At 38.6% G+C, this 16,281-nt stretch carries 13 protein-coding genes; 2 read left to right on the top strand and 11 right to left on the bottom strand.

Annotation, left to right across the window (positions count from 1 at the left end):
* Positions 1-162: 162 nt before the first annotated feature.
* The 4 genes from TW85_RS17255 to TW85_RS17270 all read right to left on the bottom strand — a co-directional run bounded on the left by TW85_RS17255 (position 163) and on the right by TW85_RS17270 (position 5,577).
* The gene (locus tag TW85_RS17255) at positions 163-1,446 is read right to left on the bottom strand and encodes a hypothetical protein (RefSeq protein WP_157196973.1); all 1,284 of its coding nucleotides are present in this window, start codon (positions 1,444-1,446) and stop codon (positions 163-165) included.
* Between the two features lie 296 nt (positions 1,447-1,742).
* The gene (locus tag TW85_RS17260; protein ID WP_046018385.1) at positions 1,743-2,807 is read right to left on the bottom strand and encodes a hypothetical protein; all 1,065 of its coding nucleotides are present in this window, start codon (positions 2,805-2,807) and stop codon (positions 1,743-1,745) included.
* A 64-nt stretch (positions 2,808-2,871) separates the two neighbouring features.
* Positions 2,872-3,771, bottom strand: a complete 900-nt coding sequence (locus TW85_RS17265) for a LysR family transcriptional regulator (RefSeq protein ID WP_052702270.1) — start codon at positions 3,769-3,771, stop codon at positions 2,872-2,874.
* A 261-nt stretch (positions 3,772-4,032) separates the two neighbouring features.
* Positions 4,033-5,577, bottom strand: a complete 1,545-nt coding sequence (locus TW85_RS17270; RefSeq protein ID WP_046018386.1) for a M20/M25/M40 family metallo-hydrolase — start codon at positions 5,575-5,577, stop codon at positions 4,033-4,035.
* 757 nt (positions 5,578-6,334) lie between these two features.
* On the opposite strand from TW85_RS17270, the gene TW85_RS17275 reads away from it, so the two are divergent.
* Complete coding sequence (locus TW85_RS17275; protein ID WP_046018387.1) at positions 6,335-8,227, top strand: methyl-accepting chemotaxis protein; 1,893 nt, start codon at positions 6,335-6,337, stop codon at positions 8,225-8,227.
* A gap of 40 nt (positions 8,228-8,267) precedes the next feature.
* Here the strand turns inward: TW85_RS17275 and nhaD are convergent, their stop codons facing one another.
* From nhaD to TW85_RS17300, 5 genes are all read right to left on the bottom strand, one after another.
* Positions 8,268-9,662 carry a sodium:proton antiporter NhaD gene (gene nhaD, locus TW85_RS17280; protein ID WP_084616409.1) on the bottom strand — a complete coding sequence of 465 codons (1,395 nt, stop codon included), beginning with the start codon at positions 9,660-9,662 and terminating at the stop codon, positions 8,268-8,270.
* A gap of 97 nt (positions 9,663-9,759) precedes the next feature.
* Positions 9,760-10,338: a GNAT family N-acetyltransferase gene (locus TW85_RS17285; protein ID WP_046018389.1), complete on the bottom strand. Its 579-nt coding sequence runs from the start codon at positions 10,336-10,338 to the stop codon at positions 9,760-9,762.
* Positions 10,339-10,366: 28 nt separating this feature from the next.
* A complete protein-coding gene (locus TW85_RS17290; protein ID WP_046018390.1) occupies positions 10,367-11,302 on the bottom strand; it encodes a prolyl oligopeptidase family serine peptidase in 936 nt (311 codons plus the stop codon).
* Between the two features lie 324 nt (positions 11,303-11,626).
* Positions 11,627-12,841: a CaiB/BaiF CoA-transferase family protein gene (locus TW85_RS17295; RefSeq protein WP_046018391.1), complete on the bottom strand. Its 1,215-nt coding sequence runs from the start codon at positions 12,839-12,841 to the stop codon at positions 11,627-11,629.
* The gene (locus TW85_RS17300) at positions 12,841-14,022 is read right to left on the bottom strand and encodes an acyl-CoA dehydrogenase (protein WP_046018392.1); all 1,182 of its coding nucleotides are present in this window, start codon (positions 14,020-14,022) and stop codon (positions 12,841-12,843) included. Before TW85_RS17300 ends, TW85_RS17295 begins: the two co-directional genes overlap by 1 nt.
* Before the next feature lie 135 nt (positions 14,023-14,157).
* Here TW85_RS17300 and TW85_RS17305 point away from each other — a divergent pair, with 135 nt between their 5' ends.
* A complete protein-coding gene (locus TW85_RS17305; protein WP_046018393.1) occupies positions 14,158-15,039 on the top strand; it encodes a LysR family transcriptional regulator in 882 nt (293 codons plus the stop codon).
* A 60-nt stretch (positions 15,040-15,099) separates the two neighbouring features.
* On the opposite strand, the gene yeiP is transcribed toward TW85_RS17305, so the two are convergent.
* Positions 15,100-15,675, bottom strand: a complete 576-nt coding sequence (yeiP, locus tag TW85_RS17310) for an elongation factor P-like protein YeiP (RefSeq protein WP_009835867.1) — start codon at positions 15,673-15,675, stop codon at positions 15,100-15,102.
* 120 nt (positions 15,676-15,795) lie between these two features.
* A complete protein-coding gene (locus TW85_RS17315) occupies positions 15,796-16,236 on the bottom strand; it encodes a hypothetical protein (protein WP_046018394.1) in 441 nt (146 codons plus the stop codon).
* Positions 16,237-16,281: the final 45 nt, after the last annotated feature.

A 16,281-nucleotide genomic window follows, 5' to 3' on the forward strand; every position in this document is an offset into this window, starting at 1 on the left:
AATGATAAAGATAACATTAACTTAGCTAAGGTGCGAACCTTGAAAGCATCTCCACCTGACTAAATTGAACCATAATTCAGAATATAAAAAAGCCCCTTGTTACGGTTTAACTCGCAACAAGGGGCTAAAATGAGATGAAACTCAAATAGCTTTGATAAACGCCTATTCAGGTACTAACAAATCACCCACGCCCTCAGCAACAGCACCAGCTAATTTGCCTGGAATCCCTTTGATTTGATCACCCATAAAGTTTTTAATGGTTGTCCCATTTTTTAAGTTCTCACGATTAATTTTCTTAACCGCTGCTTCAAATGCTTCTTGGTCTGTGCCTGGGATAAAGTTGGTTTCCCCTCTCGCCGCATTTAAAGCCTGCATAGCACCTGGTTTTTTGCTGGTGATTTGAATGCCTTCAGCGATAAATGCTTTCGCTTCAGACTGTAAATCACGATAAGCACTGTAAGTTGATTTCTGACAGTACTCATTAAAATTGCCGACCTTCTTGCGCCTTACCCAAGCTTTCGCTTTTTTAATCGAATACCCCATTTTCATGGCTCTAGTGGGTTTAGCTTTTTTCGCCTCAATCAAATTAATAAAATTATAAGGAGAGCCGAAAGACGGCATACAAACCACATAGGAGGCTAAAACAGGCATATCTGTGATGGCTTTTCTGAACCATATTCTAAATGTCTGATCTACCAAATTTTTATGCTTCATTTTATTGCAGTCAAGCACAAACATTCTGAACTTCTCACGCATTTTCTCTTTATCGATAATGCCTTTAAAGAATAGAAATAGCTCAACCACAGCCGTAACAACAGCAGAAACAGCAGCAGAACCGCCCGCTGTTGCGATAGCAGCAGCACCTTTTACTGTACTAAATAAGGCTCTGCCACCTGATTCAATGGCTACACTTGCAATTTCTGAACGAATTCTTTCAATAACGTCACTGGCAACTGGGTATTTAGCTAGATCAGACAAACGTTCCGTCTTAATACGAATAAAGACTTTGTCTAAGGCTTTTATAGCTTCTCCAGCAGCGGTTTTGAGATCACCAATACCTGGTGCAATTTCACCAATGACCTTTTTTACCGCTTCAGGAATTAAATTAAATATTTCCTGACAAATTCTATCTAAAAAAGCACTGCATGCTTCGCCTATTTTTAACACATCAATATAAGAAACAATTTTTTCTTTGATTTTGGAAATAATAGCCGTAACAAAATCGACACCTTGGGTGATATAACCATCTTTTCCGGTTGCCAGATTACTTATACCATCGTATAAATCATTAGCCTTACCACCAAAATCACATGCTAATGGTAGTAATTCCTCCTGCACTTTTTCTCTTGGCGTTCGCTCATCACACACCAGTTTGCTACTTGAAAACACTTCTAACAAAGCGCCATACAAGGGTGTTAATGTCATGCTTGTTCCTGTGGTCGGCATAATTGGGCTCCCCAGAATTATGAATTTATCAGTGGCTAAAATATAAGGTTTTTTTATAACCAAAAACCTTATTTTGATTAATTATTTTCGAAGCATATATCAATAATGTGCAGTTACCATGAATCAGTTTTATCTAATTTATGCTGCAAAAGAGACAAACCTGTCATCAATATATGTAATAGCACTGAATTTATCCAACCTAGTTTCATTTAGAAAACTTGCTATAACGCTAAGCTAATCTTTCTTCATATTTTTCTCAAATTAAGACTTACGCAAAATAAGTAGCATTATAAGAGTCATATTGAAAAACGAGATTTACACTTAATACCTAGTTTTTTTAACCTAAGTCGAGCTGAAATAAATAGACTAATGAAAAGCATAATAGCAGTAGAGCCGGAACCAATCGCGCTTGCTGGAGCACCTTTTAACCCACCACCTCCTCGTGAACCTTTAAGTGTATCAATCTCATAAATACTATCTGGGATATTCGTTAACTCATAAGGAGACCCTGCTTCTATCTCACTATACTCATCATTTAAAAAGGCATTTAAAGGATCTGTATCGCCACTATTAGCCTCAAATAAAATGTTTCTAAAAACACTTTTATCGATATCCAAATTGCCGTAATCAATTGCTAGCTGAATAGAGTTATCAACTAGACGAGCACTGATGTCAGATGAACCACCCAAACTTGTTAATTCTGAATAACCGAATGTGCTTTCATCAGTGACGGTAAGTCCTGTGCCCGTGACCCCTCCATCAAGTGGATCGTCGTACCAAGCTTGGGTATTATCAAAAGCATTTTCACTTAAAAATGAATCCGTTAGGCTATCTCCAGCGCCACTTACTGCAAACATATAACCCGTTACTGATTCATTATTAGAAGCGGCAAAATTATCCCGAGAAGAAACCCTTACCCTATAAGTTTCATTGAAACCTTCTAAGGTAGAAACACCCGAATTAATAGAAGAATCACCTACCAAATCGATAGAGAAATAAGCATGTTCATTCTCTTTATCAAGGGCCACACTTGCCGTTGAAATATCTAAAAACTCATAATAAGTTTCAGCAGCTGGCAAACCGCCTAATTCGCTATTCATCGTTGAGGTAGGTCGCTCGTAGAGCTCTTTTCTGTATTTATCCGCGCCTAAATCTATATTCCATAAACTCGCACCTTCATTTGCATTATCGTCCGTTCTAGCATCAGTATAAGTTCGCACGTTGAGCTGATCTTGCCAGTCATCTAAAAAATCACTAGCAAAAACAGGTGTCGAAATAGTGACACTCACCAAGCCAAAAACAAATGAGCTTGATACCATTTGCTTATAATTAGTCTCTGACAGCACATTATAAATTTTCATTATGCTTCTCCTAAAAACTACACGTTATAGGATTCAGCAAATAACAAGCCAAGGTGGTTGTTTATTAGCTGTAATTAACCAAGGTGCTTTGTTTGCTAGCAAAAACTTCCAAGATAAACTGCTTAAAACGTCTTAATCTTGCTACTTCTCGATAATCTGGATGAGACAATAGCCAAATTTCATAATTAAGTTGTGGTTTAGCATCAGGAATACGTATTAATTCATAACATTTATCAGCTAAAAAACAAGGGAACATCCCCATTCCCATCCCAGCTTTAACGGCTTCAAGGTGAAGTAAACCTTGGTTAAATGTATGAATACAAGGAACATCAGGGTAAGGTGACTTCAACACCCAATCAGGCTGCTTTTCTGCGGTCCAACCTAGCCAACGCGCAGTAATAGTTTCACCTTGCAAAGTATGCTCAGCTAAATAGGCAGGCGTTGCATATAAACAGGTTGCAACATCTGATAACTTACGTCCTATTAAGTTTTCTGGAGGTACAGCACCTCTTTCAATAAAACGGATAGCAATATCGGCTTCATAACGAGATAAATCAAAGCGGTTGCTAGAAACAGTGATATTCAAGTTGATTTGGGGAAACTCTTTGCTAAAACGTGCAAGCTCCGGCATAAGAAGTTTATTAGCAATTACATCAGGCGTGGTTAAATGCAGATTCCCAACCAGTTTGGCATCCTTGCCCATTAGAACTTGTTCTGCACCTCTCATCGCCTCTTCTGCTTCTTTGGCATAGTGAGATAAGGCTAAACCATCTTCTGTCATCTGATAGCCAGAAACATTACGATTAAAAAGCTTACTACCTAAACTTTTTTCTAACTGATCAATACGACGAGAAATCGTTGAATGACTCATGCCGAATTCTTCTGCCACTGCCCTCGCACTACCAGAACGACTTAAAGCTAAAAAGAATTTAACATCATCCCAATTAATGGTTTCTTTATGCACCAAACAAGCTCCTATTTTGCATTATTGTTGCAGAAAGTCTCCACGCAATTGTAACTTCGGTCAAGCTAATTCAATTATCCTGTTTCAGCTAAACATAATTCAATTCACTGTTCTGCCAAACTAACCATCAGAACTTGCTAAGTGTCTTTAACCTGAACAAAAAGAGCACCTTACAAAATAAGGTGCTCTTCAGGTTTTACTTTCGCTGATAAGAGTCTTTTATTGCTTTAAAAAGCGAGATCTCAATGCGAATAAGTTAAACTATTTTGGTGTATATGTTGCGCTGATATTGTAGCTTGAGGAACGACTGCTATAACCTCTCACCATGATATATGGCTCATCACCATTTGCAGGCACTGTCACAGTACAGCTTTCTGAGCTGCCACTTGCATAAGGGCGACATTCCCAGTTGCTAGTTGACGCTTCACTACCTAAGGCCACATACAAATCAGCATCATTGGTACCTGTCATTTCAACAATCACATCTGTGCCCGCTTTAGCTGGAACTGAACCTAGCTGAGCTTCTTCATTACGACTCACAGAACCTGAGAAGTTAACGACTTCAACCTCTGGCTCTTCAGGGTTTGGATTATTACCAATGCTCCCTTTTGCAAGCTCCCCCATATAGGACAAGGCTAACTTAGCAAATGGCACAGAGGTCGTCGCGTTCGCATCACTATTAGCTAAGGTATCCCGTGAAGTATGAATATTAGGGTTAATATCACTCATACTACTTTCAAATGGCATGGAAGCAGCAAAACCTTGCTGATACCAAGACGCGTGATCAGAACAACCATAACCACAGCTAGAATAGCCGACTTCAATGTTTTGGTAAGTTTCAATTAGATCTACAACAAAGCTATTTTGCGAACTGTTAGTGTAATCTGTAAAAATGGTAATATCTTCAAACGAACCATGGAAATTGGTCATATCAAACTGTATGACACCAATCACATTTACACCGCGATCCTTATAATCTTTGGCAATGGCATCAGAACCTAAAAGACCTACCTCCTCAGCTGCATAACCCATAATTTTTATAGTTTTTTGCGGATGATAATCTTGATCGACAAGAACGGTTAAGGCCTCTGTTAAAACAGCAACACCAGAAGCATCATCATCGGCACCTGGCGCATAGGTACCTTCACCGGTTGAACTACCTACAGTCGAATCAATGTGAGCACCTAGTACAACCACTTCATCAGTGTCGTCAGTACCATTAATTGTCAAAATGATGGATGGTTGATCCCAACTGGCATGCTCGAAATATTCAACAGAAATATCGCTACGACTTGATGCTATAGAAGCCCAATTATCATGAATCCATTGTGCTGACTCTAACCCTGAACTTGTTGTATAAAAACGGTTAGTATATGAAGTAGATAGATGTTCAATTGTCATTGCAATATTAGAAGCATTTACAGCATCAACCATAGGTGTAACGTTTGCTGCATTATTAATACTATAACTGGTTGCAATTAGCGTATCTGCTTCAGATGCTTGCACTTGAGCCAATGCAGCTTCAGCTTCAGCTAAGCTGTTATGGCGAGTATAACCACCACATCTATGATTATTCAGATGTAACATTTTAGAAAAAGTCGCAGCATCCGAGCTGTTCATTTTATAAATATTAACGCCTTTTTGACTCGCTATACTTTCAATATTTGACGCAGAGTCCATGATTTTCATTTGTGTTACTGTCTTTTCATTACTTCCATCAGTCACAATCCAAGACTGTTGTTCTTCTGCATAAAGGTTGCATGCCAGTAAAGTACATATCGCAGCTGTTATTTTATTAAGTGTCATTTGATACTACCTATCCATCTGGTTTGAATATTTAAACCCAAAATTCCATTTACTTTTTGAGTAAAGAATATCTAGATTTATTCGCTTAATTGCTTGTTCTGATGCCCTAATACTTTCTTCACTTAAAGAAGAATAAGATCTAACAGATCTAAAAAAGGTCGTCATAAAAAGCTGCTAATTACTCTAAAAGACGGTTTTTTGAATTACTACTGAACAGGACTCACTATCAAACAAGCTCAAAAATTAGACAGTTTTGATGGCAAAAAGCTCACATTTTGGTTTTCATTTTGTATGACAAAAAGCATGTTTTACGAAAACCTTTACTTTTTAAAAGTCACTATTTGAATAAACCTATCAATCAAATCGAGTCAAAGCTGTCATACACTCCTTCGATTTAACTCTTAGCTGATTACAGATAAAATTGTATTCCTAACACCAAACACGAAAAGCCTTCCAGATAGAGAGTTTATTTACTAAGCAAAATGCTATGCATTTTGACATCTATTCGGATGAGTTACATTTTCTTACGTTCCACCTTGAAATAAGACATAAACCATTGATATTTAAACATTATTTATGATTTAAATGGTTTCGTTTTCTCTTTCTTTCAAAGTTGGACCAATCGGTCAGATTGTTTTAATTTATTATTATCGCTATGCTTTAAAACCTCATCAGCCATAATTTTCAATGACCTAAATCAGATTTTGTGATTTTTTAGAATTTTTATGGTCAGCCTCTTTATTCCTCGGAGCACATTATGACCCTAAAACTCAGACTAATTTTAGCTTTTGTCCTTGCAGTTATTATCACCACAATGACAATGGGGCTTCTTAGTTTTTATCAAGCAAGAAGCGTTCTATTAGAGCGAGTTATGGTGTCAGAACTACCTGCTCAAATCGCTCAGATAAAAAGCGAAATAGACAGTGAAATTGAACTGCTAACCGCAACGGCTGAAACCTTAGCCAATAACCAGTTCATTCTTAACTGGGTTGAAAGAGGGTTTCCAGAAAGTGAGGAGCAAAATTTAGTTCACTTACTTAAAGACATTAAAAAGCAGTTTAACCTTGAGGTAGCCTCTTGGGCCGATAGAGAAACAGGTAAGTACTGGGATCAGAATGGCTTTCTCAGAAAAATGAGACAAGATAAAGATCAATGGTTTTTCAATTTCACTCAATCAGGTCTTGATTCAAATATGAATGTTGATAGAAGTGAGAGTGGTGATAGCGTCATTTTATTTGCTAACTACCAAAATTTAAATGGACGTGGCTTAGCTGGCTTTGGAATGAAGCTAGACCATATGACAGACTACTTGGAAAACTTCAAAATTGGCGATTCAGGTTTTGTTTACCTCGTTGATGAAAACGGTAAAGTAAAAGTTCATAAAGACACTCAACTGCTAGAAAAAGCAGATTTAACCAGCCTATATGATACAAACATAAGCACCAAATTATTAAGCAAGAATGAGCTCAATATCTTAGACAATGGCCATAGTGTTATTGCGAGTAACTACCTTCCTTCTATGGGGTGGTACCTTATTGCCGAGATCCCCAATGATTCAATTTACGGCCCTGTAACCAGTATGGGACAAATTTTGCTCGTACTTGGTATTGCCTTAAGTGCTATCAGTGCCCTAGCCGCGTCAATCATTGCCGCTAAGTTAGTTTTCCAACTTGGGGCCGTTGCAGACAACTTAAAAGAAATTGGAGAAGGTGATGGGGATCTTAGCCATAGATTAAATACAGATGGTGCTTTAGAAATTGCCAATATAGGTAAAGGCTTTAATAACTTTGTGCAAATGATTCAGCACCTTGTAAAACAAGTGATGCAAGATAGTGATAAGTTAAACCAAGCATCACAAGGTATCTCTGCCACTTCTGACAGAATTCGTGAAGATGCTAAATTGCAAAGTGATCGAACCTTATTGGTCGTCTCAGCCATTACTGAGATGGAAGCAACAGTACGTGAAGTCTCAAATAATGCCTCTCACGCCGCGGAGGCAGCGAGTCAGGTTAATACCGAAGTAAACGAAGGGTTAAAACTTGCGTCAGAAGCTAAGAACATCATAGAGAACTTAGCTGATGAAAGTGACCAAATTAACCAGACGGTTTCAGAGCTTGCTAAAAAGACAGATCAGATTGGTAGCATTTTAGAGGTAATCCGAAACATATCAGAGCAAACTAACCTACTTGCTTTAAATGCTGCGATTGAGTCAGCTCGTGCTGGTGAACAAGGACGAGGCTTTGCAGTTGTCGCAGACGAAGTAAGAGCCTTAGCTCAAAGGACGGCACAGTCAACAGATGAAATCCAAGAGATGATCAATCAATTACAAGCTGAGGCAAGCAAGGCACTTAAAGCGTCTCAAAATGGCCGCTCTAAAGCGGTTGAAGGAGCCGAGTCAGTTCAGCAGTCAACCGCCTCTCTTAATAAAATTGCGGAACAGATTGTATCAATGAACGAGACTAACCATCAGGTCGCAGTGGCAACTGAGCAACAACTTATTGCAGTAAATGAAATCAGTCGCAATGCAACTGAAATACAAAGCTCTGTAGACGCTAGCCTAGATATGGCAAATGGACTTTCAGACAGTAGTCAGGATTTAACGGGGTTATCTCATGCGTTAAACCAGCTTGTTATGCGTTTTAAGGTCTAAAAGCATTTAAACCAATGGATAAAGCCCAGTCATTTGGGCTTTATCCATTTATTAGCAGGTGACAATAAATACTCGCCCCATAGCCTAACGCAATCACAGGTGTCCATTTTAAATGGGAATAGAAGGTATATTGGCCTCTAGCCTGACCCATTAAAGCCACCCCTGCTGCTGAACCTATCGATAATAAACTCCCGCCAACACCCGCGGTCAAAGTAACTAACTGCCATTGGCTGTATGACATATCTGGCGCCATAGTCAGAACGGCAAACATGACAGGAATATTATCGACAATAGCAGACAAAATACCCACAAGAATATTGGCCTGCGTTGCTCCTAACTCCCCATATAAAAAGGTTGACGTAAGGCTTAAATAACCAATCAAACCTAAACCACCAACAGCGAGAATAATGCCGTAGAAGAAGAATAAAGTGTCCCACTCAGATTGAGCTATTTTATCAAATACATCGAAGTTGTAAGGGTCATCTTCAGAACCTGGTGGGTTTTCTGTTTGCAACGTCCATTGGTTCGATTTACGTATTAGGTAGAAACTATAAAGTTTTAAATAGCCAAGGCCCAGCATCATGCCAAAAACAGGCGGTATATGAAGATAGCTATGCAAACAAATGGCGGTCAATATAGTGAGAAGGAAGAGTAATACCGTTGTGCTCCCACCGAACTTCATCACCTTTTCACTGGTAACGGAAGACATAGGGCAACCTTTAGCAATTGCAAACTGCATAATAAAGGCAGGCACAAGATAGTTAACAAGAGAGGGAATAAACAAGTCAAAAAAGCCAGTAAAGGCAATGACACCTTTTTGCCAAACCATAAGTGTGGTTATGTCACCAAATGGGCTAAAAGCACCACCAGCATTTGCCGCAACAACAATGTTGACACAGGCAACACCGATAAACTTACTATGCCCTTCGCCAACGGCCATCACCACAGCACACATAATCAAGGCTGTGGTTAAATTATCTGCAATAGGTGAGATGAAGAAGGAAAGTATGCCAGTTACCCAAAATAAAGACCGATAAGAATAGCCTTTATTAATAAGCCAGTTACGCAGTTGGGCAAATACCCCTCTTTCTAACATGGCATTTATATAAGTCATTGCGACCAATAAAAAGAAGAATAGCTCAGTGTATTCTAAAAAATTATGGCGGATGGCATCTTCAATATGTTCTGATTTATCCGCATTCTTGTATACATAAGCCAATAGAATCCAAATTAAACCCGCCGCAATCAAAACGGGTTTGGATTTTCGTAAGCCTAGTTTCTCCTCTAAGATGACGAACACATAGGCGCAAGTAAATATTCCAAGAGCGGTATAACCTACCCAGGATTGAGTTAAATCTAATGTTTCATGAGTTTGAGCAAAAAGTGGCCAAGAAAAAAATAGCATTAAAACTAAAGATAGGTACTTCATCAACATCCCCCTAGCAATCGATTCACCTAAGGCTAGCACAATGCTGGCAAGTTAATGTTTTAATTTACTAATTTTGTTTCTAAATCACTTAAAGCCTAAAAAATTACTTTGTTAATAGCCAATCATCGGATGATATTCTGTAAAGGCAATGACGCCTTAGTCTATGCCCTTCTTCTAACATCCCATGATCAAAATCTTGATTCGTATTTTGCATACCAATCTTTTGCATCACTCTTTGAGAAGGTTCATTTAATAAGCTGGTAAAGGAATATACCTCATCCAGTTTTAGTTCTCTAAAAGCGTAATCTAATGCTAACTTCGCAGCTTCCGGTGCATACCCTTTGCCCCAATGACTTGCATCTAAACGCCAGCCTATCTCAACCATAGGAGCATCTGGAATTCCTGTTCCTACCTCCACTTTATTTAATCCAACAAAGCCGATAAAAGTATTGCTTTCTAATAGCTCCAAAGCCCAAAGACCATAAGCATTTTCACTAATATTCGCCTTTAATCGCTCTGCCAGTTTATCACTTTGCTCTCTACCTAATGGGTTTGGAAAGAACTTCATGACTTTGGGGTCGCTATTGAGTTTGGCAAAAGCGACTAAATCACTTTCTTGCCATTGCCTTAGTTTCAGTCTTTTAGACTCTAAAAACGCCTTACCTTCTTTCACTTCCTTCATCCTTAAATTTGTTTTCAACTGCTTTTATTCAATCAAGAGTTTGATTAAGCCAAGCTTGTATATCAGCAACGACACGATGGGCTTCTGACACACCGCTTGCTCGTTTAAAACCATGATCTAAATTTGGATAGGCTTTATATAAGATATTATCCTTGGTTGCCATTAAAATTTGAGTTTGTTGCAAAGCAAGTTTTGGAGATACATTTTGGTCATCTTCAGTTTGAATAATTAATATAGGATTATCTATCTGCCTAATCGCCTCAGTTTGATCTATTTCAAGCATTTCACGCCACCAGCGATAGCCATGACCACTCATAGTTAGATCAAATTTAGGGCTATTTAAAATATGTTGAGTAAAACCTATAAAGCCCTGTTTCTGTGACTCATCACTTCCATCCATCGAAGTGTGTTCAATATTATAAAGAACATCATCTAGAAACCATCTTCCTCCACCATTAATGGCAATGGTATGAGTAACCTTCTCAAATTGAGCTGATAAGATATTTGCTACCAAGGCTCCTTCACTGCCGCCTAAAACAGCCAAGTTTTTATACTGTTTAGCGGCCATAACATGCTCTAAAACGTGTTTAATATCCTTTACTCTTTGAGATGGAGAATCTTGATCTATGTAGTCTTGTGGACAGTCTTGTCTCTCATTATCAACTCGCCACTTAAGACTCTTATCAATGCCATATTTTTCTATGGTTAATACATCTTTATCCTTCAAACTCGCAGAGAAAACGTTATTAATAGTGTTGTTGTGATAAACACTATTACAGTCGGACCCTTGAATGATTAAGAGTAAGTTTTCAGCTGGGTTAGTTTGTTTTTTTAGATAAAAAGTGATGCTAGATTCGTCATCACGTTCAAGTGTATAAGCGGTATTTTCAAGCTTACCTGCAAAGGTTAATTGGCTTAAAAACACACTTTTTATTAAGCATAGAAATATTAGTCTTTTTTGCATTGGATATCCTTTCCTGCGTTTCATAAATTACTCTGTTCTAGAGGTTGATTGAAAATGGAGCCTTATAAAGACAGGCAAATTAAGTTTTAATTCAATTCTCATAGGTAACTGATTTCAACAAGGAAGATGAATGTCAGGCAAGGTAACGAGTGTCATTTAGAATGACCATGACTTTTTGAAAAACACTGTGGTAAGCAAATTGAAACTATTTATTAGATAACTTTAATACTAAAAGCATAAATCTCGTTAGCCCTTGGTTAAGCTAGTTTTGGACTATGGCTAGCCTTTAAATCCTTACCATAAAGGCTAGCCAGATGTTTTGAATTAACCCACTGCGCCAGACTCAAACAGGGCTTGAATCTCATCCTGCTCTAAACCCAAGGTTTGTTGCAAAATTTTATGGCTATCTTGCCCTAAATCTGGCGGTGCACTTTTATAGCAAAGGGGCGTTGATGACAGATTAATAGGCGATACAATACTGGCAAACTTTTCCCCTTTTTTATCAGGAAGTTCTCTTACCATTTTTCTATGTTTTAACTGTGGATGGTTAAATACCTTATCAAGTGTATTAACCGCACCACAGGGCACAGCAACCTGCTCTAAGGACTCAATCCAGAAAGACATGGTTTCTTCAGCTAATCTGGCTGCAATAATAGGAATGAGTTTATCCCTATGTATGACTCTTTGTTCGTTGGTTTTAAACTTATCATTATCGAGTAGAGAGCCAAGCTTAGCTTGAATACAAAACTTGGCAAATTGTTCATCATTCCCAATAGCGAGAATCACATTACCATCTTGTGTTGCAAAGGTTTGATAAGGAACGATATTAGGGTGACCATTACCCTGTCGCTTGGGGTTCTCACCACTAGCAAGATAGTTCATTCCTTGATTGGCCAATGTCGCCATTTGTACATCTAACAAGGCTATATCCAAGTGCTGCCCCAATTGCGTCGTATGACGGGCCATTAGCGCTGCGAGTATTCCATTTGATGCATAGAGGCCAGTCATCACATCTACAAGTGCAACGCCTACTTTCATTGGTTCACCATCAGGCTCACCTGTCAGACTCATTAAGCCGCCCTCGCCTTGTATCATGGCATCATACCCAGCTTTATGAGCACTGGGGCCGCTTTGGCCAAACCCGGTAATAGAGCAATAAATAAGTCTAGGATTGAGTTTATGAACAGTCTCATAATCTAACCCATACTTAGCCAGTCCGCCGACTTTATAGTTTTCAATCAGAACATCAGAACAGGCAATCAAAGACTTAATAACGGCTTGACCTTGCTGGGTACGAATGTCGATTGCTATCGACTCTTTATTACGATTCGCACAATGAAAGTATGCGGCTTGTGGCGGCTGATCAGCACTTGCCTCTTTTATAAATGGAGGCCCCCAAAAACGAGTATCGTCACCTTTTTTAGGGCGCTCAACTTTAATAACATGAGCCCCCATATCAGCTAGCATTTGCGATGCCCAAGGACCAGCCAAGACTCGGCTCAAATCCAATACACGAATATTCTCTAATGGCGTTTTCATTAGCAAAATGCCTGTAAGCCTGTTATCGCACGCCCTAGAATTAATGCGTGCACATCATGTGTACCTTCATAGGTATTGACCGCTTCTAAGTTCATCACATGACGGATAACACCAAACTCATCGCTGATACCGTTACCCCCATGCATATCACGGGACACACGTGCGATATCTAGAGCTTTACCGCAATTATTTCGCTTCATGAGGGAGATGAGCTCTACGGGGCATTGTTCCTGATCCATTAATCTGCCCATCTGTAAACAGCCTTGTAGCCCCAAACTAATATCAGTTTGCATATCTGCGAGCTTTTTCTGTATTAATTGGTTGGCCGCAAGTGGTCTGTTAAATTGTTTACGATCGAGGGTATAAGTACGCGCTGCTTCAAAGCAAAATTCAGCCGCGCCCATCGCACCCCAAGCAATGCCATATCTTGCTTTATTCAAGCATCCAAAAGGTCCTGCCAAACCTTTAATGTCAGGGAAGATATTTTCTTCCGGTACAAAAACATCGTCCATGACAATTTCACCAGTAATAGAAGCTCGCAGAGAAAATTTACCCTCTATCTTTGGAGCAGATAAACCAGACATACCTTTATCAAGAATAAATCCACGAATCACGCCCTCAAGTTTGGCCCAAACGACGAAGACATCTGCAATGGGTGAGTTAGTAATCCACATCTTATTACCTGTTAGACGATAACCACCTTCCACTTGAATCGCTCGGGTATTCATAGAAGCAGGATCACTACCAGAGTCTGGCTCAGTTAGACCAAAGCAACCAACCCATTCTCCGCTTGCTAACTTAGGTAAATACTTTTGTCGCTGCGCTTCGCTACCATAGGTATGAATAGGATGCATAACTAAAGAAGATTGCACGCTCATCGCACTACGGTAGCCACTATCGACTCGCTCAACTTCTCTTGCAATCAGTCCATAACTCACATAATTAATACCGCTGCCACCATATTCTTCAGGTAATGTTGCACCTAATAAACCTAGCTCACCTAACTCATTCATGATTTCACGATCAAAACGCTCGTTTCGATTTGCCTCTAACACTCTTGGTAAAAGCTTTTCTTGGCAATAATCATGGGCACTATCACGAATCATTCTCTCTTCTTCTGTCAGTTGTGCATCCAGCATCATAGGGTCTTGCCAGTTAAAAGGTGTTAGTGATTTGCTCATAATTAATTCCTGAATTAGACATGTTATCTTTATTTAGTTTGAGTCTACCGACTTACAAAAAATAAATATAATATATAGTTTTTATATTTTTCATAAATTTATTATATTTAAATTCGATCTACTTAGGCCCTATTCATGAACTTAAAACGTCTTGATTATTTCTGCCAACTTGCTCAATTAGGTAACTTTACCCGTACAGCCAGAAAAATAGGCATAGCTCAGCCTGCTTTAACCATTGCCATGCAGAAGCTAGAGCAAGAAGTCGGTTTAAAACTCATAAATCGAGCTGAAAAAAATGCGCTCCTTACTGCAGATGGTAAAGTTTTTTATCAATATGCAAGTGCCCTGTTAGAGCAATCTCAGCAAATGAGCTTAGCACTAGAGGAACTTAAAGGTGGCATGAAAGGCGAGGTATCGCTTGGCGTATCCGCCATGATGGGTTCTTACTTCTTTCCTGAACTACTAACAAAGTTTAAGAAAAAATATCCAGATATTAAGATACGCCTTATCGATCAGGGCACTGATGCTCTTGAAACCATGTTAATTAATAGTGAGTTAGATTTAGCTCTTGTCAGATGTAACCATGAAAATGATCAATTGCGTTATACAGCAAGAATGGAAGAAGAAGTCGTAGCAGCAATGGCAATCACGCATGAGCTTGCCCTAAAAACTCATACGAATTTAGCTGAGTTTTGTCGTTACCCTCTTGTCTTATTCCACGAAGGTTATTTCCTCAGAGAATCTGTCAGCCACTTTTCTAAGCAGAATCAAATTAAGTTAGATATTCGTATGGAGACAAACTTGATCGAATTACAAAAAAGCTTAGTTAAAAATGATGTCGGCATCACAACTTGCTTAGCAAGAACGCTGGTTGGTGAACATGAGATAAAAGCAATTCCTTTCATCCCAAAAATGAGTTTCAAACTCGGGTTAGCTTGGAAAAAGAGCCATTATCTTTCTAAAGCAAGTCAGGTATTTATTCAGTTTTTTGAAGATACAATACGAGATGGAGAGTAATAACTCTCAAATAAAGAGCAGTCTTATTACAAACTGCTCTTTAAGATGCGAATAATAAATTTATTTAGCGTCTACACGACCAACAAATTTACGCTCTTCCACATTAATTTTAATTCTATCGCCTGTCGAAATATGCTCAGGCACTTGCACAATAAGACCTGTCGTTAATTCAGCAGGTTTTGTTCTGGCGGTTGCTGAGCCACCTTTTATGGATGGATCAGTTTGCTCAATCGTCAGCTCAACATTAATAGGTAACTCAAGGCCAACAGGCGAATCATTTACCATAATTACTTGAATGCCAGCTGTCTCTTCTGTGATAAACAATAATTCATCTTCGATTGCATCTTTATCTAAACTGTATGAAGAGTAATCTTCGTTATCCATGAAGACATACTCATTACCATCAGAGTATGAGAAAGCAGAGGCACGCCTTACTAAGTCGGCTAAATTGATCATATCTGAATCTTTAAAAGACTCATCGATTTTGTGGTTGTTAACCACATTGTACATACGCATACGATAAATGCTTCCGCCGGCACGCCCCTGAGGTACAGAACGTTCTATGTCCCTTACGATATATACTTCACCATTATATTCAACAGCTGTATTTTTTTTAATCTCACTGGCTTTTGGCATAATATTTTCTCTAAAATCAAATATTTAAAATTATCACTTCACGCTTTTTATATTCTAAAATAAGCAAGAATCAGAAGCTACTGACTTAGCAAAATTCAACAACAACATTTGATAGACAGCTTAACTAAGCCGTTTTTTCTTTTTAAGATTCAGACAGTAGACAAAAATGATACAGACTCCTGTCCAGAAAATAGAAATTGCAACAAGCTCTTTAAAGCCGACAATATCAAACCAATTATGAGTAAACACCCAATAACTAGTAGAAACCAAGTCGAATAAAAATAGACCAAGAGCCCAGTAAATGGCATCTTTTTTCAGTTGACAAAGAGAGCAAGCTAACCCTAAGCAAATTAGCATGTTTGAAAGGAAATTAACAAACAAGCCAGTTTGTTGAAAATAGTAACCTTCAGCTGCATAAGCAGGAAATAGATCAAACTGAGTTGCTATGATAACAACTGCAAAGAAAGCGATAAAAACAATACAAAAACCAATTGAAATCAAAATACCGATTGGCTTACTCACGTCTTCAGTCTCATTACTATGAGTACCCTGATCCGACAAAACATCCCCTTTACACTAACAGGTTTAAATAAAGCTAATTTGTAA

The sequence above is a fragment of the Marinomonas sp. S3726 genome (genome assembly GCF_000967665.1).
GTDB lineage: Bacteria > Pseudomonadota > Gammaproteobacteria > Pseudomonadales > Marinomonadaceae > Marinomonas.